The organism is Streptomyces sp. ISL-11 (assembly GCF_018614525.1).
Taxonomy (GTDB): Bacteria; Actinomycetota; Actinomycetes; order Streptomycetales; family Streptomycetaceae; genus Streptomyces.
The window spans coordinates 1-19,662 of sequence record NZ_JAGGOL010000001.1; the positions used below are offsets into that span (position 1 = coordinate 1).

The window sequence follows — 19,662 nt, forward strand, 5'->3', positions numbered from 1 at the left end:
CTCTGGAGCCCTGGCCCCGGCCGGATGAGCCGCTGCGGGCGGGCGTGTCCTCCTTCGGCATGGGCGGCACCAACTGCCACCTGGTCCTGGAGGGGCCGCCGCCCGCCGCCCCGGCGGTCGGCGCCCCGGTCGTGGAGCCCTCGGCGGTGCCGTGGGTGCTCTCGCGCCCCGCGGCCCGAGAGCACCCACGGCACCGCCGAGGGCTCCACGACCGGGGCGCCGACCGCCGGGGCGGCGGGCGGCGGCCCCTCCAGGACCAGGTGGCAGTTGGTGCCGCCCATGCCGAAGGAGGACACGCCCGCCCGCAGCGGCTCATCCGGCCGGGGCCAGGGCTCCAGAGCCGTCTGCACCCGGAGGTTCAGCTCGTCCAGGGGAATGTCCGGGTGGGCAGAAGTGAAATGCAGATTCGGCGGGAGTTTCTCCGAACGGATAGCCAGGATCGTTTTGATGAGGCCCGCTATTCCGGCGGCGCCTTCCAGGTGGCCGATATTCGTCTTCACCGAACCGACGCGGAGTTTCGACCCGGCGCGGGCCCGGCGCGCTGCACCCAGAACCGCACCCAGCGCCTTGGCCTCGACCGGGTCGCCCACCTTGGTCCCGGTGCCGTGCAATTCGACGTACTGGACCGAGCCGGGGTCGATGCCCGCCTGCTCGTACGCGGAATGCAATACGTCTTCCTGGGCCGCGCCGCGAGGCACGGTCAGACCCTCGCCACCGCCGTCGTTATTGACCGCGCTGCCCCGGATGACAGAAAGGACCGGGTCGCCGTCGGCGAGCGCGTCGGAAAGCCTTTTCAGGACGACGAGGCCGCCGCCCTCACCCCGTACGAAACCATTGGCCGTGGCATCGAAAGTGCGGCACCGGCCGTCGGGGGAAAGCCCACCGAAGGCGAAGGTCTCCAGGGAGCTCTGCTCCGCGAGCATCAGATTGACGCCGCCGGCGAGCGCCAGGGAGCACTCCCCCAGCCGCAGTGACTGGATCGCCTGGTGCACCGCGACGAGGGAGGAGGACTGCCCGGTGTCCACCACCAGGCTGGGTCCGCGCAAGCCCAGGGCGTACGAAAGGCGGTTGGCGATGATGCCGCGGGCCTGCCCGGTCAGCGTGTGCCGGCCGGGGCCGGCCTGGCCGCGCTCCCTGGCGAGCTCCGCGTAGTCGCTCCAGATCGCGCCGACGAACACGCCGGTGCGGCTGTCCCGCAGCCGGGGCGGCGCGATGCCGCTGTTCTCCAGCGCCTCCCAGCCCAGCTCCAGGGCCAGCCGCTGCTGCGGGTCCATGGCCGCGGCCTCGCGCGGGGAAATACCGAAGAAGCCCGGGTCGAACGAATCGACCCGGTCGAGATAACCGCCCCGGCGCGGGCCCTGCCCGCCCGGGGTGGAATCGGAAGTGCCGGAATCAGCAGTGGCGCCGTCGGAATCCGGGCGGCCGGCCGCATCACGGCGCCCCTGGGGAGTTTCCGTTACGGCATCGATTCCCTCGCGCAACAGCCGCCAGAATTCGGCTGGATTCGGCGCATGGGGGAACCGACATGAAAGACCAATAACTGCGATAGCCGCATCTTGCGTCACGAAAGAATCCGACGCCATTACACCCGCCCCCGTTTTTACCACCAAATGTGCATGCCCGCCGATCGCCCCCCGGGCATGACTTCCCGCCCCGTCCGTTATGCGCCCCAGACACCCAGACCAAGATCAGCAGACACCGGCAGCCTAGGCCGACACCGTCACTCGCTGTCAAGGAAGATTCGAACCGCTAATCGAACGATCGAAAGATGTCGGCCCCTCTCCCGCGCGTCACGCAAAGTAGTCAGCAGGTGGGCCCACCTCAAGGGTCGCCCTCGCCGCCCGAAGGGTGCACAATCGGCCACCACTACCCAGAGTCGCCGAGGCCGGAAGGTTATCCACCGCTCGCCGACTGGAGTGATCTCACTCACAACCGAAGGACTAAGCCGGATATACCGGGAATGAACTCACAAGTTCCCTGACCTCCGAGCGGACCCCGCGCAGGCCCTGTTCCGTCACACCCTCCCGCAGCGCGGTGGCCATCAGCCTGACGATCCGCACCATTTCGGCCTCCCCCATGCCCTGGGTGGTGACCGCCGCGGTGCCCAGGCGCAGGCCGTGCGCGGTGGGGCCGACGCCGTACGGCAGGCCGCAGGTGTCCAGGGTGATACCGGCGGCCGCGAGCCGGCCGCGGGCCGTGGCGGCGTCCAGGGCGAGCCGGGAGACGTCGACGGTCATCATGTGCGTGTCCGTGCCGCCCGTCGTCACGGTGAGGCCCTCGGCGGCCAGGGCGGCGGCGAGGGCGCGGGCGTTGGCCACGACCTGGTGGGCGTAGGCGGTGAACGCGGGCGTGGCGGCCTCTCCGAAGGCGACGGCCTTGGCGGCGACGGTGTGCATCTGGGCGCCGCCCTGGGTGAACGGGAAGACCGCCCGGTCGACGCGGCCGGCCAGCTCGGCGTTGCAGAGGATCAGACCGCCGCGCGGGCCGCGGAGCACCTTGTGGGTGGTGGCGCACACGACATCGGCGTACGGGACCGGGCTCGGTGCCGCTCCCCCGGCGATCAGCCCGATCGGGTGGGCGGCGTCCGCGATGAGGTAGGCGCCCAGCTCGTCGGCGATGTCGCGGAAGGCCGCGTAGTCGGGATGGCGGGAGTAGGAGATCGAGCCGCAGACGACGGCCTTGGGCCGGTGCTCGCGGGCGAGGGCGCGCACGTCGTCGTAGTCGATCAGGCCGGTGTCGCGGCGCACGCCGTAGCCGACGAAGTCGAACCAGCGGCCGGAGAAGTTCGCCGGGGAGCCGTGGGTGAGGTGGCCGCCGTGCGGGAGGCCCATGGCGAGCACGGTGTCGCCGGGGCGCAGCAGCGCCACGTAGGCGGCCAGCACGGCGGCGGAGCCGGAGTGCGGCTGGACGTTGGCGTGCTCGGCGCCGAAGAGGGCCTTGGCGCGGTCCGTGGCGATCCGCTCGGTGAGGTCGACGAGCTCGCAGCCGCCGTGGTGGCGGGCGCCGGGGTAGCCCTCGGCGTACTTGTTGGCCAGGGGCGAGCCGAGGGCGGCGAGAACGGCGGGCGAGGTGAAGTTCTCGGCGGCGATGAGCTGCAGGCCGTCCGCCTGGCGCTCGGCCTCGCCGAGGAGCAGGCCGCCGAGCTCGGGGTCCTGGCGCAGCAGGGCCTCGAAGCCGTCACCCCACGGGGGCCGGGAGCGGTGCCACTCCCCCGCGACGGCATGCGGTGCGGCGGCGTCCCGGCGGGGCGCGGGGGTGACGGGGGTCGCGGACATCGCCGGCTCCGAGCTGTGGACGGGTGCGATGGGCTCACCACCCAATGTAGGCCCCGGGCCGGGCGGACGCTGCTCAGGAGCGGGACGCCACTCCGGTGAGTGCGGTGAGGACCGGATCGAGCGCCTGGTTGATCTCGTCGCCGATGGAGCGGAAGAAGGTGATGGGGGCGCCGTAGGGGTCGTGGACCTCGTCGGCCTCCGCGTTCGGCGCCAGTAGCCAGCCGCGCAGCGCGGCGGCCGCCTGCACCAGGGCGCGGGCGCGGTCGACCACCCCGCCGGCCTGTGCGGGGTCCGGGAGGGTCGCGGGGTCTATGGCCCGTACGAGCCGGGTGAACTCCTTGAGCGTGAAGGTGCGCAGGCCCGCGGAGTGGCCCATGGAGATGACCTGGGCACGGTGGTCGCGGGTGGCGGTCAGGACCAGGTCGGCGCGGATGACGTGCTCGTCGAGGAGCTCCCGGCCGATGAACCCGTGCGGGTCGGCGCCGAGGTCGGCCAGGACGGTGGCGGCGTGTGCCTCCATCGGCGCGCCCTCGTGGCCCCAGGTGCCCGCGCTCTCCACCACCAGGCCGCCGGCGGAGGGGTCACCGAGGCGGTCGGTGAGGGCATGCCGGGTCAGCCGCTCGGTGATGGGCGAGCGGCAGACGTTGCCGGTGCTGACGTGGAGGATGCGGAAGGTGTCGGTAGAGCTGTCCGTGTCCGGTCCCGCTATGCCACGCCCCTGCGGGGCGATCAATTCGCCACCTCGAGGTCGGGCACTACCTCGCGGAGCTGCTCGGCGCTGATGGCGCCGGCGCGCAGCAGGACGGGCCTCTTGCCGGTGACGTCCACGATGGAGGAGGGGATGTCGGCGGGGGTGGGGCCGCCGTCGAGGTAGACGGAGACGGAGTCGCCGAGCATCTCCTGGGCGGCGTCGCAGTCCTGCGGCGCCGGGTGGCCGGTGAGGTTGGCGCTGGAGACGGCCATCGGGCCGAACTCGGTGAGCAGCTCGATGGCGACCGGGTGCAGCGGCATCCGGACGGCGACGGTGCCGTGGGTCTCGCCCAGGTCCCAGGTCAGGGACGGCTGGTGGTTGGCCACGAGGGTGAGGCCGCCGGGCCAGAAGGCGTCGACGAGCTCCCACGCCTGCTCGGAGAAGTCCGTGACGAGACCGTGCAGGGTGTTCGGGGAGCCGATCAGGACGGGCGTGGGCATGCCCCGGCCGCGGCCCTTGGCGGCCAGGAGGTCGCTCACGGCGTCGCGGCCGAAGGCGTCCGCGCCGATGCCGTACACGGTGTCGGTGGGGAGCACGACCAGCTCGCCGCGGCGCACCGCGGCGACAGCCTCGCGCAGACCGGTACTGCGGTCGGTCGCGTCGCTGCAGTCGTATCGCCGTGCCATTACCGGACCTCCTCGTACAGGGCGAATGTCTGATGTGCCGTGCTCACGGCATCGCCTTCCGCGCGGTGGCGAAGCGGGGGCGGTTGTTGAGGTCGGGGTGGTCGGCCGCGTCGGCCCAGCCCCGCTCCTCGGTGAAGATCCACGGCACCTGCCCGCCCTGGGTGTCGGCGTGCTCGATGACGACGACGCCGCCCGGGCGCAGCAGCCGGTGGGCGGTGCGCTCGATGCCGCGGATGGTGTCGAGGCCGTCCTCGCCGGAGAAGAGCGCCAGCTCGGGGTCGTGGTCGCGGGCCTCGGGCGCCACGTACTCCCACTCGGTCAGCGGGATGTACGGGGGGTTGCTGATGACCAGGTCGACCTGGCCGTCGAGCTCGGGGAGGGCGGTGAGGGCGTTGCCGTGGTGCAGGGTGACCCGGGAGCCCTCGACGTTCTTGCGGGCCCAGCCCAGGGCGCCCTCGTCGAGCTCCACGGCGTGCACGCGGGAGCGGGGCACCTCCTGGGCGAGGGCGAGGGCGATCGCCCCGGAGCCGGTGCACAGGTCGACGATCAGGGGTTCGACGACGTCCATGGCGCGTACGGCGTCTATGGCCCAGCCGACGACCGACTCGGTCTCGGGGCGGGGCACGAAGACGCCGGGGCCGACCTGGAGCTCCAGGTAGCGGAAGAAGGCGCGGCCGGTGATGTGCTGGAGGGGTTCGCGGGCCTCGCGGCGGGCGACGGTCTCCCAGTAGCGGGCGTCGAAGTCGGCGTCCGGCACGTTGTGCAGTTCACCCCGCTTGACGCCGTGCACGAACGCGGCGAGCTCCTCCGCGTCGAAGCGCGGAGAAGGTACGCCGGCGTCGGCCAGCCGCTGGGTGGCTTGCGCCACCTCTGCGAGCAGCAGGTTCACGTTGATCCTCTCGCGCTTTCGTCACCACGGGTCGTCACGGGTCGTCCTCGGCCGAGGACTGGGCTTGCGGAAGGCCCGGTCAGTTGGCGGCAGCCAGCTTGGCCGCCGAGTCCGCGTCGACGCACGCCTGGATCATCGCGTCCAGGTCCCCGTCGAGCACCTGGTCCAAGTTGTACGCCTTGAAGCCGACGCGGTGGTCCGAGATGCGGTTTTCCGGGAAGTTGTACGTCCGGATCTTCTCGGAGCGGTCCACGGTACGCACCTGGCTGCGGCGGGCGTCCGCGGCGTTGCGCTCGGCTTCCTCCTGGGCGGCGGCCAGCAGCCGGGAGCGCAGGATGCGCATGGCCTGCTCCTTGTTCTGGAGCTGGCTCTTCTCGTTCTGGCAGGAGGCGACGATGCCGGTCGGCAGGTGGGTGATGCGGACGGCGGAGTCGGTGGTGTTGACGGACTGGCCGCCGGGGCCCGACGAGCGGTAGACGTCGATGCGCAGGTCGTTGGCGAGGATCTCGACGTCGATCTCCTCGGCCTCGGGCGTGACGAGCACGCCGGCGGCGGAGGTGTGGATCCGGCCCTGGGACTCGGTGGCGGGCACGCGCTGGACGCGGTGCACCCCGCCCTCGTACTTCAGCCGCGCCCAGACGCCCTGGCCGGGCTCGGTGGCACCGTTGCCGCCCTTGGTCTTCACGGCGACCTGGACGTCCTTGTAGCCGCCCAGCTCGGACTCGGTGGCGTCGATGATCTCGGTCTTCCAGCCGACGCGCTCGGCGTAGCGCAGGTACATCCGCAGCAGGTCGCCGGCGAAGAGCGCCGACTCGTCGCCGCCGGCGCCGGCCTTGACCTCGAGGATGACGTCCTTGTCGTCGCTGGGGTCGCGGGGCACGAGGAGCAGGCGCAGCTTCTCGGTGAGTGCCTCGCGCTCCTTCTCCAGCTCCTTGACCTCGGCGGCGAAGTCGGGGTCGTCGGCCGCGAACTCGCGAGCGGTCTCGATGTCGTCGCCGGTCTGCTTCCAGGAGCGGTACGTGCCGACGATCGGGGTCAGCTCGGCGTAGCGCTTGTTGAGCTTGCGGGCGTTGGCCTGGTCCGCGTGGACGGCGGGGTCGGCGAGCCGCTTCTCGAGGTCGGCTTGCTCACCGATCAGTTCCTCGACTGCCTCGAACATCAAGTTTCCCTAGCTGGAAGTGACGGACCTGCTGGACGACAAAACGCCGGTCCGGTCGCCCCTCGCACGCGAAGGGCGACCGAGGACCGGCGCCTGCGGGTCGCTACTTCTTGGCGGACCCGGCGGCCTTGCCGAAGCGGGCCTCGAACCGCGCCACGCGGCCACCGGTGTCGAGGATCTTCTGCTTGCCCGTGTAGAACGGGTGGCACTCGGAGCACACGTCGGCACGGATGGTGCCGTCCGCGACGGTGCTACGCGTGGTGAACGAGGCGCCACAGGTGCAGCTGACCTGGGTCTCGACGTAATCCGGGTGGATGTCGCGCTTCAAGGGATCTCCTAGGTTCGGGAGGGCACCGGGTCGTAGAGGCGGGATTGCCTTACGTGAACCGGGGCCGACGTACCAGTTTGCCAGGACTGGCCGTATCCCCCAAAACGAGAGGTGGCAGCCGGTTATTCCCAGGACGTGGCGGGGCCGGACGGCCCGCTACTTCACGACGTCGTCGGCCCCTGTCCTGCTGTCCTTGATCGCGGACTCGGGGACGGGCTTGTCGTCGCGCAGCGCCGCCCAGAGCTGCGCGCCGGCCTCGGGCACGGGGATCACCCGGTTGGGGTCCGCGGGGTCCTCGCCGACCGGCAGCGTCACCATGCGCATGTCCTCGGAGCCGATGCCCTTGAGGCCGTTGGTGAAGGAGTACAGCTTGTCGACGGAGGCGAGCTCGCGGTCGGTGGTGAGCGACTTGGTGGCGCTGTCGGCGAGCCCGTAGAGCTTGGTGGGGCTGGTGAACAGGCCGACGTGCTTGACCTGGTCGAGCAGGGCCTTGATGAACGCCTGCTGGAGCTTGATCCGGCCGAGGTCGCTGCCGTCGCCGACGCTCTTGCGGGTGCGGACGAGGCCGAGGGACTGCTCGCCGTTGAGCTTGTGGGTGCCGGCGGCGAGGTCGAGGTGGCTCGACTTGTCGTGGATCGCCTTGGTGGTGGTGACCTCGACGCCGCCGAGCTTGTCGATCAGCTTCTGGAAGCCGGCGAAGTCGACCTCCAGGTAGTGATCCATGCGGATGGCGGTCATCGCCTCGACGGTCTTGACCGCGCAGGCCGCGCCGCCGACGGTGTACGCCTCGTTGAACTGGGCGTGCCTGACGGCGGGGCTGGTCCTGCCGTTCGGCGTCCGGCACTCGGGGCGGGGGACGATGGTGTCGCGCGGGATGCTCACGACGCTGGCCTGCTTGTGGCCCGCGTACACGTGGACGATCATCGCGGTGTCGGAGCGTGAGCTGCCCTCGTCCCTGCCGTACGCGCTGTTGGCGCCGGCGCGGGAGTCGGAGCCGAGGACGAGGATGTCCTGGGAGCCGTTGTCGACGTTGTCGGGGCGGTTCTTGCCCAGGGCCGCGTTGATGTCGACGCTGTGCAGGTTGCCGTTGAACTTGAAGTAGAGGAAGCCGGCTCCGGCACCGCCGACGAGCACCACGCCGGTGGCCGTCCAGGCGGCTATTCGCCAGCCCTTGCGACGCGGGCCGACCTTGCGGCGCCGGCCACCGGAGCCGCGGGCGCGGCGACGGTGCGATCCCGGCCGCGTGCCATTGGTGTCGTCAGCCATGCGCTCCTCTGTCCTCCGCTGGATTCTCGGCTTCCCCCCTGCCGCCCCGCGGTGCGGTGCCAGGCCGGTCGTCCGTCACCTGTCATGACGGGAAAGCTTGCGTCAGGGTTGCACAGCGCGTGATGAGGACATTCTTAGAAATCCTCCGGGCGGGACCCTGGAGGTGGATCTCCACTGCCTGCCGTGACCTGCGATTTCGGCCAATCGCGGGCGGTCGGTTCCGGCCATTTCGCGGCACCGCCGCTGTGGCGCACATCTCAAGAGGTCACGGGCCGGTAACGCACGGCGCGGGGCCTCCCCGCCACTGCTGTGGCGGGGAGGCCCCGGTGGTGCGCGATGAGCTCTGCGGATCAGTCGTTGCCGTTGCCCGAGGAGGGCGTGGTCTTGGCGATCTGCATCAGGAACTCGGCGTTGGACTTCGTCTGCTTCATCTTGTCGAGAAGCAGCTCGATGGCCTGCTGCGAGTCGAGCGCGTGCAGCACCCGGCGGAGCTTCCAGACGATCGCCAACTCGTCGGCGCCCAGGAGGATCTCCTCCTTGCGGGTACCGGACGGGTCGACGTCGACGGCCGGGAAGATGCGCTTGTCGGCGAGCTTCCGGTCGAGCTTGAGCTCCATGTTGCCGGTGCCCTTGAACTCCTCGAAGATCACCTCGTCCATGCGCGAGCCGGTCTCGACGAGCGCGGTGGCCAGGATGGTCAGCGAGCCGCCGTCCTCGATGTTGCGCGCGGCACCGAAGAACTTCTTCGGCGGGTAGAGCGCGGTCGAGTCGACACCACCGGACAGGATGCGGCCCGAGGCCGGGGCGGCCAGGTTGTAGGCGCGGCCCAGACGGGTGATCGAGTCCAGCAGGACCACCACGTCGTGACCCAGCTCCACGAGGCGCTTGGCGCGCTCGATGGCCAGCTCCGCGACGGTGGTGTGGTCCTCGGCCGGGCGGTCGAAGGTCGAGGAGATGACCTCGCCCTTGACCGACCGCTGCATGTCGGTGACCTCTTCCGGACGCTCGTCGACCAGGACGACCATCAGGTGGCACTCGGGGTTGTTGGTGGTGATCGCGTTGGCGATCGCCTGCATGATCATGGTCTTGCCGGTCTTCGGCGGGGCCACGATCAGACCGCGCTGGCCCTTGCCGATGGGGGCGACCAGGTCGATGATGCGGGTCGTCAGCACACCGGGGTCCGTCTCCAACCGCAGGCGGTCCTGCGGGTAGAGCGGGGTGAGCTTGCCGAACTCCGGGCGGCCGCGGCCCGTTTCGGGGGCCATGCCGTTCACCGAGTCGAGGCGTACGAGGGCGTTGAACTTCTCGCGCCGCTCGCCGTCCTTCGGCTGCCGGACCGCACCGGTGACGTGGTCACCCTTGCGCAGGCCGTTCTTACGGACCTGGGCGAGGGAGACGTAGACGTCGTTCGGGCCCGGCAGGTAGCCGGAGGTCCGGATGAACGCGTAGTTGTCGAGGATGTCGAGGATGCCCGCGACGGGGATCAGGACGTCGTCGTCGGAGACCTGCGGCTCGTTGCCGAAGCCGGCCTCCTCGCGGCCACGACGGCCACGGCGGTCGCGGTAGCGGCCACGACGGCCACGGCGGCCGCCCTCGAAGTCGTCCTCGTCCTGCGGGCCGCCCTGGGGGCCGCCCTGCGGCGCGCCACGGCCGTCGCGCTGCTGACGGTTGCCGCCCTGCTGGCCGGCGTCGTCACCGCGGCTGCCACGGCGGTCACGGTCACGGTCACGCTCGCCGCGCTCGCCGCGCTGGCCACGCTCACCGCGGTCGCCGCGCTCACCGCGCTCGCCACGGTCCTGACGGTCGCGGCGGTCGCCCTTCTGGCCACGCTCGCCGCGGTCCTGGCGGTCGGTGCCCTTGGCGGCCTTGCCCTCGGCGGTGTCCAGCGCCGTCTCGGCCCTGGCCTCGGACCGCTCCTCGGTCCTTACCTCGGCCTTGGCCTCGGCGGCCGGCTCGGGGCTGCCGGAGGGCGCGGTGGCCCGACGGCGGCGGCGCTCGCCGGCCGGCTGCTCGTCGCTGCTCGGCTGGCCCGGGATCTCGATCTGCTGCTGGGCAGTGGCCTTCTCGGCCGGCTTCTCGGCCTTCTCGGCCTTGTCCGCGGTGGCCGCCTCACCCGTACGGGCCTTGGAGGTGGCGCGGCGCTTCGGCTTGGTCTCGGCGGCCTCGGCCGTCTCGGCGCTCTTGGCGGGCGCGGCGGAGCCGGCCTGCCGTTCCTTGATGACCTCGATCAGCTGGCCTTTGCGCATCCGCGCGGTGCCCTTGATGCCGAGGCTGGAGGCGAGCTGCTGGAGCTCGGCCAGGACCATGGCGTCGAGGCCCGTGCCCGAGCGTCGCCGCTTGGGGGCGGTGGCAGCACCGGTGGCAGGCGCGGCGGGAGCGTCCGTGGCGGGCGCGGAGGCATTGCCGGCGGCACTGCTGGCAGTGCCGGAGGCGGTCACGCCCATCAGATCGGTGGTGTCGCTCACGAAGGGGTCCTTCCCTGGAGCGGGCGTCGGCCTGTCTGGCTCGGCGACCGGTTGTGCTGTCCGGCTGCGGTCTGGCTTTGCGGACCGGGCCGGGGCGGTGGTCCGCCGGTACGGCGGAAGAATCAGTTCATTGGTTCCGGCGTGAAGAATGAGGTGAAGACATGGAGTATCGGCTTCACTCATGTCGCCCACGCCGATTCCGGAGCGTGCTCGAATCTGCTCAGGCAGGCTGCTCAGGCAGTTTGGGAGGCTCCCGGAAGAAAAGCGGTCCCTGATCGGGACACAGAGCACCGAGCCGATGTGGCTTCGAGTGCAGACTTGAGGTTAACACTACCGGATCCCACAAACATTCCCCCTCTCAAAGACCGGCAACCGCTATTTTCGCGCGGCCGGGTGGTCCCCCCGGCCGCGCGCTGTCAGGCGAGCGGCAGCACGCTCGTCCCCCCGGCGTCGAGGGCCAGCCGGTTGGCCGCCCACCCCTCGCCCGCCAGCCGTGCGACCTTGTCGGCCGCACCGTTCTCGACCAGTGCCAGGACCGTGGGGCCCGCACCGGAGATGACCGCGGGGACGCCGTCCGCGCGCAGTCGGTTGACCAGGGCCACGCTCTCCGGCATCGCCGGGGCGCGATAGTCCTGGTGGAGCCGGTCCTCGGTGGCCGGCAGCAGCAGCTCGGGGCGCCTGGTCAGGGCCTCCACGAGCAGGGCCGCGCGCCCGGCGTTGGCCGCCGCGTCCACATGGGGGACGCTGCGCGGCAGCAGCCCCCGGGCGGTCTCGGTCAGGACCGGTTTCGCGGGTACGAAGACCACCGGAACGATGGAATCCGCAGGGTTCATCCGAATGGCCCGCGCCACTCCGGACTCCATCCACGCCAGGGTGAAGCCGCCGAGCAGACAGGCCGCGACGTTGTCGGGGTGGCCCTCGATCTCCGTGGCGAGCTCCAGCAGCGCCGCGTCGTCGAGCTTCTCGGCCCCGCCTATGGTCACGGCGCGGGCGGCGACTATGCCCGCGCAGATGGCGGCGGAGGAGGAGCCGAGGCCCCGGCCGTGCGGGATGCGGTTGGCGCAGACGACCTCCAGGCCGCGCGGCTGGCCGCCGAGCAGGTCGAAAGCGGTGCGCAGGCTCCGTACGAGCAGGTGGTTCTCGTCGCGCGGCAGGGTCTCGGCGCCCTCGCCCGCGATGTCGATGTGCAGACCGGACTCGGCCACCCGGACCACGACGTCGTCGTAGAGGCCCAGGGACAGGCCGAGGGCGTCGAAGCCGGGTCCGAGATTTGCGCTGGTGGCGGGGGTGCGCACGCGGACAGCGGCGGCGCGGAAGGCGGGACCGGCCATCGCTCGATGACTCTCCTTGGTGTGGCCTCGGTGGGGCGTGCAACGTCCGCAAGGGCCGTGACGGCGATGCCGCGTGGGGGGCGGCAGCGGTCTGCGACGGGGCGGAGTGAGTACAGCCTATCGAAGGAAGGTTCTGCGGCGACATAGGGCGCACGGGAGGCGCACGATGCGTGTCGCCTGCGGCGCGCCGGGTATGTGGCGGCGTGGGGTGGATGTGCCGGTTACGGCGTGTCCTCAATCGCCGGATTCAGCCTGTGTCCGGCGATTGAGGACCGGGGTCCCGGGCGGAGCCCCGCGTACGAACCGTCAGACGAGCCCCAGCCGCTGCGCGGCAACCGCGGCGTCCACCGGAACGGTGACCGGCTGCGGCGCGCCCGCCACCGCCCAGTCGGGGTCCTTCAGGCCGTTGCCCGTGACCGTACAGACGATCCGCTGACCCGGGTCGACCAGGCCCAGCTCCGCGGCCTTGAGCAGACCCGCGACGCTCGCCGCCGAGGCGGGCTCGACGAAGACGCCCTCCTGGGAGGCCAACAGGCGGTAGGCGGCCAGGATCTGTCGGTCGGTCACCTCGTCGATGAGGCCGCCGGAATCGTCCCGCGCCTCCTCGGCGAACCGCCAGGAGGCGGGGTTGCCGATGCGGATCGCGGTGGCGATGGTGTGCGGGTCCTTCACCGGCTCGCCGCGCACGATCGGCGCCGAACCGGAGGCCTGGAAGCCCCACATGCGCGGCTTGCGGGAGGAGATCCCGTCGGTGGCGTACTCGCGGTAGCCCCGCCAGTAGGCGGTGATGTTGCCCGCGTTGCCGACCGGCAGGACGTGGATGTCGGGCGCGTCGCCGAGCGCGTCGACGATCTCGAAGGCCGCGGTCTTCTGGCCCTCGATGCGCACCGGGTTGACCGAGTTGACCAGCGCGACCGGGTACTGGTCGGACAGGCCGCGGGCGAGCGTCAGGCAGTCGTCGAAGTTGCCGTCGACCTGGAGGATGCGGGCGCCGTGGACCAGCGCCTGACCCATCTTGCCGAGCGCGATCTTGCCCTGCGGCACCAGGACGGCGCAGACCATTCCGGCGCGTACGGCGTAGGCGGCGGCCGAGGCGGAGGTGTTGCCGGTGGAGGCGCAGATGACGGCCTTGGCGCCCTCCTCCTTCGCCCGGGTGATGGCCATGGTCATGCCGCGGTCCTTGAAGGACCCGGTGGGGTTGGCGCCCTCGACCTTCAGGTGCACCTCGCAGCCGGTGCGCTCGGAGAGCACCTGGGCGGGGACGAGCGGCGTGCCGCCCTCGCGCAGCGTGACGACCGGCGTGTCGGCCGTGACCGGCAGCCGGTCGCGGTACTCCTCGATGATGCCGCGCCACTGGTGGGTGCCCGGCGCCTGGCGGCTGTTGTTGGCAGACATTGCTCTCGTAACTCCCCTTATTCGCCTTCGACGCGCATGATGCTCGCGACCCCGCGGACCGTGTCCAGATTCCGCAGCGCCCCGACGGTCGCCGAGAGGGCGGCGTCGGGAGCACGGTGGGTGACCACGACGAGAGACGCCTCGCCGTCCTTGCCCGTCTGGCGGACCGTGTCGATGGAGACGTCGTGCTCGGCGAAGACGGTGGCGACCTGGGCCAGGACACCGGGCTTGTCGGCCACGTCCAGGCTGATGTGGTAGCGCGTGACCACGTCGCCCATCGGGCTGACCGGCAGGCGCGTGTAGGCGGACTCCCCGGGTCCGGTGGACTCGGCGAGCTTGTTGCGGCAGACGGCCACGAGGTCGCCGAGGACCGCGGAGGCGGTCGGCGAGCCGCCCGCGCCGGGCCCGTAGAACATCAGCCGGCCGGCCGCCTCGGCCTCGACGAAGACGGCGTTGTACGCCTCGCGCACGGAGGCGAGCGGGTGGCTGAGCGGGATCATCGCCGGGTGTACCCGCGCGGTGACCGACCGCCCGTCCGCGGCGCGCTCGCAGATCGCCAGCAGCTTGATGGTGCAGCCCATCCGCTTCGCGGAAGCGAAGTCGGCGGCGGTGACCTCCGTCATGCCCTCGCGATAGACGTCGTCGAGCCGTACGCGCGTGTGGAAGGCGATCCCGGCGAGGATCGCGGCCTTGGCGGCGGCGTCGAAGCCCTCGACGTCGGCGGTCGGGTCGGCCTCGGCGTACCCCAGGGCGGTGGCCTCGTCGAGCGCCTCGGAGTAGCCGGCGCCGCTGGAGTCCATCTTGTCGAGGATGAAGTTGGTGGTGCCGTTGACGATGCCGAGCACCCGGTTGACCTTGTCGCCGGCCAGGGACTCGCGCAGCGGCCGGACCAGCGGGATGGCGCCCGCGACGGCGGCCTCGTAGTAGAGGTCGGCGCCGTACTCCTCGGCCTTGGCGTGCAGGGCCGCGCCGTCGCCGGCGAGCAGGGCCTTGTTGGCGGAGACGACGCTCGCGCCGTGCTCGAAGGCGGTGGTGATGAGGGCGCGGGCCGGCTCGATGCCGCCGATGACCTCGACGACCACGTCGATGTCACCGCGTTTGACCAGCGCGGTGGCGTCGGTGGTGATCAGCTCCTCGGGCACGCCCGCGCGGACCCGGCCCGGCCGGCGGACGGCGATGCCCGCGAGCTCGACCGGCGCACCGATGCGGGCCGTGAGGTCGGCGGCGTGCGTCGTCATGATGCGCGCCACCTCTGAGCCGACCACTCCACAGCCCAGCAGCGCCACCTTCAGCGGACGCGTACGCATCATCCGACCCCTGCTTCTCATCGATACAGCCTTGAACATCTTGGGTAGTGCACCAGTCTCACTCACCGGACGGGGGTTTCCGTCCCCCGTCCAGTATCCGAGATCTTTATTTCGGTCAGCCGACATCGAGACGAAGAAGGTCTTCCTCGGTCTCGCGCCGGACGATCACTCGCGCCGCGCCGGCCCGCACCGCCACCACCGGCGGGCGCAGCGCGTGGTTGTAGTTGCTGGCCATGGACCGGCAGTACGCGCCGGTGGCCGGCACGGCGAGGAGGTCGCCGGGCGCGATGTCGGCGGGCAGGAAGGCGTCGCGTACGACGATGTCACCGGATTCACAGTGCTTGCCGACGACGCGCGAGAGCATCGGCTGGGCGGTGGAGGTCCGGGAGGCCAGCGCGACGCTGTACTCGGCGTCGTACAGCGCGGTGCGGATGTTGTCGGACATGCCGCCGTCCACGCTCACGTACGTCCGCAGGCCCGGCAGCTCCTTGACGGTGCCCACCTCGTACAGCGTGAAGGCCGTCGGGCCGACGATCGCGCGGCCCGGCTCGACGGAGATCCGCGGGACGGCGAGCCCGGCGGCGGCGCACTCGCGGGTGACGATCTCCCGCAGCGCCGTGGCGATCTCGCGCGGCTCGCGCGGGTCGTCGTCGGAGGTGTAGGCGATGCCGAGGCCGCCGCCGAGGTCGATCTCGGGCAGCTCGACGCCGTGCTCGTCGCGGATGTCGCGCAGCAGACCGATGACGCGGTGGGCGGCCACCTCGAAGCCGGAGGTGTCGAAGATCTGCGAACCGATGTGGGAGTGGATGCCGATGAGCTCCAGCCCGTCGAGCTTGAGCGCGCGGCGGACGGCCTCGGCGGCCTGCCCGCCGGCGAGCGCGAGGCCGAACTTCTGGTCCTCGTGGGCGGTGGCGATGAACTCGTGGGTGTGCGCCTCGACGCCGACGGTCACCCGGATCTGGACGCGCTGCCGCTTGCCGAGCCGCTCGGCGATGTGCGCGACGCGGACGATCTCCTGGAAGGAGTCGAGGACGATCCGCCCGACGCCGGCCTCGACGGCACGGGTGATCTCCTGGACGGACTTGTTGTTGCCGTGCAGAGCGATGCGCTCGGCGGGCATCCCGGCGGCGAGCGCGGTGGCCAGCTCGCCCTCGGAGCAGACGTCGAGGTTGAGCCCCTCCTCGTGCAGCCAGCGCACGACGGCGCGGGAGAGGAACGCCTTGCCGGCGTAGAAGACGTCGGCGTCCGTGCCGAACGCCTCGCGCCAGGCCCGGCAGCGGGAGCGGAAGTCGTCCTCGTCGAGGAAGTAGGCGGGCGTGCCGAACTCCTCGGCGAGCCCGGTGACGCTGCGGCCGCCGACCGTGATGACGCCGTCCGCGTCACGGCCGACGGTACGGGCCCAGACGCGTGGGTCGAGGGCGTTGAGGTCGGCGGGCGGGGCGGCGTAATGCCCCTCGGGAAGCACGTCGGCGTAGCGGGGCCCGGCGGGGTGGGCGGAACGGCTCATGGTCTCTGAATCCCCTCAGAGGTGTGCGGGTGCGGTGATGCCGAGCTGGTGGAGGCCGTCAGCCAGCACCTTGCCCGTGGCCTCGGCGAGGGCCAGGCGGGCGCGGTGAACGGCCAAGGGTTTCTCGTCACCGCGGGGCAGCGTGGGGCACGTGGCCGTCCAGCGGAGGAAGGCGTCGGCGAGACGTTCGAGGTGCCGGGCGAGCCGCTCGGGGGTGCGGGCGACGGTGACGCGGGCGTGATCGGCGAGGGCGGCGAGCAGGGCGGTGGCGTCGCCGTGGAGCTCGCCGGGCTCGGACGCGAATCCCAGGTCACGGGCGTTGCGCAGGAGTGCCTGGCTACGGGCGTGGGCGTACCGGACGCGGAAGAGGGGGTTGCTCTCGCGCTGGACGAGCAGCTCGGCGCGGTCGAGACCGGGCGGGGAGACCAGACTCCAGCGGGCGGCGTCGGCACCGAGCCGGTGGAGGAGGCCGGGGGACGGCTGGGGCAGCGGCAGCGCCTCGGCGGATCTCCGCTCCGTCAGCAGACTCCGGACGATCTGCCCGGCGGAGTCCCCGGCGAGGGTGATGTTGAGGAATCCCGGTCCGGCGATCTCCACGCGGGCGATGCCGGGTTCGGCGGCGAGCCGGCGGCGCAGCACCTCGGCGGCCTCGCGGGCGGGCCGGCCGGTCTCCTGGGCGACGCGCAGGGCGACATTGGTGGCGTAATCGCCGCATCCCGGCCGCGGTGGAACCCGTACGGTGACCCGCTCCGGCGCGACCGCGGGCAGCTCGTCTGCCTCGACGGCGCGGCGCACGGTGCGCAACACGGTGCGGGTGAGATCGGCGGGGGTCACAGGGCCAAGCCTAGGGGAGAAGGGGGGCGGCCCGGCGAACAGGTTTCACGTACTGGGACGGAACGGCCCCTGTCCTACTCTCCCCCGTAGATGAACTCGACCCCGCGCACGGCTTCCACGTCCCCCGGGGCGGTGGCCCCCGGGGACGGGTCGCCACCCTCTGCCCCGCGGCGCCGCATCAGTCTCCGGACGACCCGGACCATCTCGGTCGGCTCGAACGGCTTGGCCAGGAACGCGTCGACCCCGGCGGACCGTCCGCTGTCGACCTCCAGCTGGGTGCACGCACTGATGATCGCGATCGGTATGTCATGGGTCCGCGCGTCGGCCCGCAGTCGCGCGGCCGTGTGCAGCCCGTCGAGCCGGGGCATGACGACGTCCAGGGTCACCACATCGGGGCGTACGCGGTGCACGATCTCCAGGCACTCGGCACCATCGGCCGCGGTCACGACCTCGAAGCCTTCAAGTTCGAGGTTGACCCTGATCAGCTGCCGGATGACCTTGTTGTCGTCGACGACAAGGACCCGGCCGGACAAGCCAGGCACAACCCGAGAGTAAGCGCGCCCGCCGTGCTGCGTCCGGGTTTTCCCCACTTCCACCCCGTGCGGGCGAGCTTTCCCCGAGCACCCCCGGTTCCCCCGGCCCGCGCACCGCTTCCACGGCCCCGCGACCTCCCGCAATGACGTTGCGGGACACCCTTCGGGAGCTGGTAGTGTTCTACCCGTCACCGCGACAAGCGGCCGACCCGCCCCCGTAGCTCAGGGGATAGAGCAACGGCCTCCGGAGCCGTGTGCGCAGGTTCGAATCCTGCCGGGGGCACTTCGCAGGAAGTGCCCGAAGACCCCGCCATCAGCGATATCGCTGATGGCGGGGTCTTGGCGTATGTGCAGCCGTGTGCCGCTGAGCGGCCATGTGACAGACCCTGCGGCCTATTTGTGGTCTGGATCTTGCCGACGTAAATCGGGAGGCGACAGGGCAGGGGGACACGAAACACTTCTCAGGTGATCGTGATGCAGCCCGTCCTGGAGATCTACCCACCTGATGGCTTTGTCCTCTGGCCTGTCGCCGAGGTCGAGCAGTTCAGCTATCTGCCACTCAGCGGTGAGCTCGCACCTGAAGAGGTCGGGACAGCGGTGATGCGCATCGCCAGTTGCAACGACATCGACCCCGGGCATGATGACCGCCCGCCACGGCCCGCCGACCCGCTCGGGTCGTTCCTGCATGGACTGCTGACATTCGACAACCCCTTTGCGGCCGGGGGCATGCGGGTCACGGACAGCCACAAAGGCACCACCTTCCTACCCGGATGCTGCAATGGGCTGGAGGACTGGCGGGACTGGCGCGAGGTCGTCGACGGCAGCGGCCACGCCTCCTTCGGCCACGACCCCGACCCATTCGCCGAGCGTTTCGGTGACACCGTCCGGTTGACCGTCGATGCCGAGCAGAGCGACAGCCCGGTGATCGAGCTGTCCGTCACGGAGCTCCGCCACCTGATGGACGGCGCCGAGCGTGACCTGGCCCGCTTTCTTTCGGTGGCCTTTGACTGGGCGTCTCAGTACCTGCCCGACCACTTCACCCCCGTTGCTGCCGCCCTCGCGCGGGCCCTCGCCATGCCCGCGTCGGCGGTACCGGCCAAGCCGTAGGTTCGCCGGTACTCCTCCGCAGCGGGACAGGCAACGGGCGCCAGGGCGTTTCAAGGGGCCGCCTGTCGAGCCAGGCGGCCCCTTTGGGTCATCAGAGAGAGCCCTTCCGATCCCGCCATCGCCGGCGAAGGACGAAGAACCCGAAGAGAGCGACCAACGGCGCCAGGGAAAGCGCTGTCGGCGCCCCGGTCGGCAGATCACTGCCGACCGGCATGGCATAGGTTAGAGCCAGGATGAGCGCCGGGCAGGTGTAAAGGGCAGACCCTGTCCGCCTCCACGTCTTCTCGACCCTGGGCCACCACGGCCGCGCCTGCATCCTCGGCTCGCTGTAGACGATGGCTATCGAGATCGGCCACACGACGACAGCGGCAAGAAGGGGTGAGATGGCCAGCCCGCCCCAGCCCAGGAGTTCGCGGATGAATGAGGCTCCGGGGTACGAGATCAGCAGGAAGAACACCACGTTGAACGTGCCGTACCCGACCGCCTCGGTCACCGTCCCTGGCCCGTCCTCACCGCTGGGCTTGTCGAGCACCCCTGACTCCCTCCTGGACTTGCTCCTCGTATGGCCGATCAGCTAGCAGTCAACGTGCGTGTCAGCCACATGCGTTGGCTACGGAACCGAGACCGCTCACCGGCATCACGAACTCCGCGAACTCCGCGCCCGCCTCGGGCGGGGCGTAGCCGTCCTTCAGGTAGCGCCAGGCGCACTTGGCGAACTTCGTGAAGCCGCCCATCTTGCCGATGATGCGGCTCACCTCAGCCACGGGCATGGAGTTCTCGGCCGCGAACACGGCTATGGCAGCAGTGCAGGTGAACCAGGTGGGGGCGACCAGGCCTGAGACCGCCGCAGAGCTGACGCCCGCCGAGGTGTCCAGCCAGGCCACGATGA

General features: G+C 71.1%; 18 protein-coding genes and 1 tRNA gene. 2 read left to right on the top strand and 17 right to left on the bottom strand.

The genetic code is table 11. The annotated features are described in order from the left end of the window. From J7E86_RS00005 to J7E86_RS00075, 15 genes are all read right to left on the bottom strand, one after another. Positions 1 to 1,583: polyketide synthase (locus J7E86_RS00005; RefSeq protein ID WP_251018449.1), on the bottom strand; the 1,583-nt coding region annotated here is incomplete at its 3' end. A 357-nt stretch (positions 1,584 to 1,940) separates the two neighbouring features. After that, entirely contained in the window at positions 1,941 to 3,275 is a 1,335-nt protein-coding gene (gene glyA, locus J7E86_RS00010) for a serine hydroxymethyltransferase (RefSeq protein ID WP_215078369.1), read from the bottom strand. A 73-nt stretch (positions 3,276 to 3,348) separates the two neighbouring features. After that, positions 3,349 to 4,008, bottom strand: a complete 660-nt coding sequence (locus tag J7E86_RS00015) for a protein-tyrosine-phosphatase (protein ID WP_215078371.1) — start codon at positions 4,006 to 4,008, stop codon at positions 3,349 to 3,351. Continuing rightward, entirely contained in the window at positions 4,005 to 4,652 is a 648-nt protein-coding gene (locus tag J7E86_RS00020; RefSeq protein WP_215078373.1) for an L-threonylcarbamoyladenylate synthase, read from the bottom strand. Before J7E86_RS00020 ends, J7E86_RS00015 begins: the two co-directional genes overlap by 4 nt. 43 nt (positions 4,653 to 4,695) lie before the next feature. Beyond that, positions 4,696 to 5,541: a peptide chain release factor N(5)-glutamine methyltransferase gene (prmC, locus tag J7E86_RS00025; RefSeq protein ID WP_215078374.1), complete on the bottom strand. Its 846-nt coding sequence runs from the start codon at positions 5,539 to 5,541 to the stop codon at positions 4,696 to 4,698. 79 nt (positions 5,542 to 5,620) lie between these two features. Further along, positions 5,621 to 6,700 (bottom strand): peptide chain release factor 1, encoded by a 1,080-nt coding sequence (gene prfA, locus J7E86_RS00030; RefSeq protein WP_215078376.1) that lies wholly within the window; start codon positions 6,698 to 6,700, stop codon positions 5,621 to 5,623. 103 nt (positions 6,701 to 6,803) lie between these two features. Then, positions 6,804 to 7,028, bottom strand: coding sequence for a 50S ribosomal protein L31 (gene rpmE, locus J7E86_RS00035; RefSeq protein ID WP_215078378.1), 225 nt, complete (start codon positions 7,026 to 7,028; stop codon positions 6,804 to 6,806). A 156-nt stretch (positions 7,029 to 7,184) separates the two neighbouring features. After that, the gene (locus J7E86_RS00040; protein ID WP_215078380.1) at positions 7,185 to 8,294 is read right to left on the bottom strand and encodes an LCP family protein; all 1,110 of its coding nucleotides are present in this window, start codon (positions 8,292 to 8,294) and stop codon (positions 7,185 to 7,187) included. Between the two features lie 350 nt (positions 8,295 to 8,644). After that, complete coding sequence (rho, locus tag J7E86_RS00045) at positions 8,645 to 10,759, bottom strand: transcription termination factor Rho (protein ID WP_374223742.1); 2,115 nt, start codon at positions 10,757 to 10,759, stop codon at positions 8,645 to 8,647. Positions 10,760 to 11,175: 416 nt separating this feature from the next. Next, on the bottom strand, positions 11,176 to 12,090 hold the full coding sequence (gene thrB, locus J7E86_RS00050; RefSeq protein ID WP_215078382.1) for a homoserine kinase: 915 nt from the start codon (positions 12,088 to 12,090) through the stop codon (positions 11,176 to 11,178). 306 nt (positions 12,091 to 12,396) lie between these two features. Beyond that, entirely contained in the window at positions 12,397 to 13,485 is a 1,089-nt protein-coding gene (thrC, locus tag J7E86_RS00055; RefSeq protein ID WP_215078384.1) for a threonine synthase, read from the bottom strand. A gap of 17 nt (positions 13,486 to 13,502) precedes the next feature. Further along, positions 13,503 to 14,795, bottom strand: coding sequence for a homoserine dehydrogenase (locus J7E86_RS00060; RefSeq protein WP_215078386.1), 1,293 nt, complete (start codon positions 14,793 to 14,795; stop codon positions 13,503 to 13,505). A 112-nt stretch (positions 14,796 to 14,907) separates the two neighbouring features. Next, entirely contained in the window at positions 14,908 to 16,299 is a 1,392-nt protein-coding gene (gene lysA / locus J7E86_RS00065; protein ID WP_215078388.1) for a diaminopimelate decarboxylase, read from the bottom strand. A gap of 15 nt (positions 16,300 to 16,314) precedes the next feature. Beyond that, positions 16,315 to 17,133, bottom strand: coding sequence for an ArgS-related anticodon-binding protein NrtL (gene nrtL / locus J7E86_RS00070; RefSeq protein WP_215078390.1), 819 nt, complete (start codon positions 17,131 to 17,133; stop codon positions 16,315 to 16,317). A 74-nt stretch (positions 17,134 to 17,207) separates the two neighbouring features. After that, positions 17,208 to 17,723, bottom strand: a complete 516-nt coding sequence (locus J7E86_RS00075; protein ID WP_215078392.1) for a PleD family two-component system response regulator — start codon at positions 17,721 to 17,723, stop codon at positions 17,208 to 17,210. A gap of 154 nt (positions 17,724 to 17,877) precedes the next feature. Between J7E86_RS00075 and J7E86_RS00080 the strand changes: the two genes are divergently transcribed. After that, positions 17,878 to 17,949: transfer RNA gene (locus J7E86_RS00080), tRNA-Arg, on the top strand. A 191-nt stretch (positions 17,950 to 18,140) separates the two neighbouring features. Continuing rightward, complete coding sequence (locus J7E86_RS00085) at positions 18,141 to 18,773, top strand: hypothetical protein (protein ID WP_215078449.1); 633 nt, start codon at positions 18,141 to 18,143, stop codon at positions 18,771 to 18,773. A 91-nt stretch (positions 18,774 to 18,864) separates the two neighbouring features. Here J7E86_RS00085 and J7E86_RS00090 read toward each other — a convergent pair whose 3' ends face one another. Further along, positions 18,865 to 19,305 (bottom strand): hypothetical protein, encoded by a 441-nt coding sequence (locus J7E86_RS00090; protein ID WP_215078394.1) that lies wholly within the window; start codon positions 19,303 to 19,305, stop codon positions 18,865 to 18,867. A 61-nt stretch (positions 19,306 to 19,366) separates the two neighbouring features. Further along, complete coding sequence (locus J7E86_RS00095; protein ID WP_215078396.1) at positions 19,367 to 19,657, bottom strand: hypothetical protein; 291 nt, start codon at positions 19,655 to 19,657, stop codon at positions 19,367 to 19,369. Positions 19,658 to 19,662 lie beyond the last annotated feature (5 nt).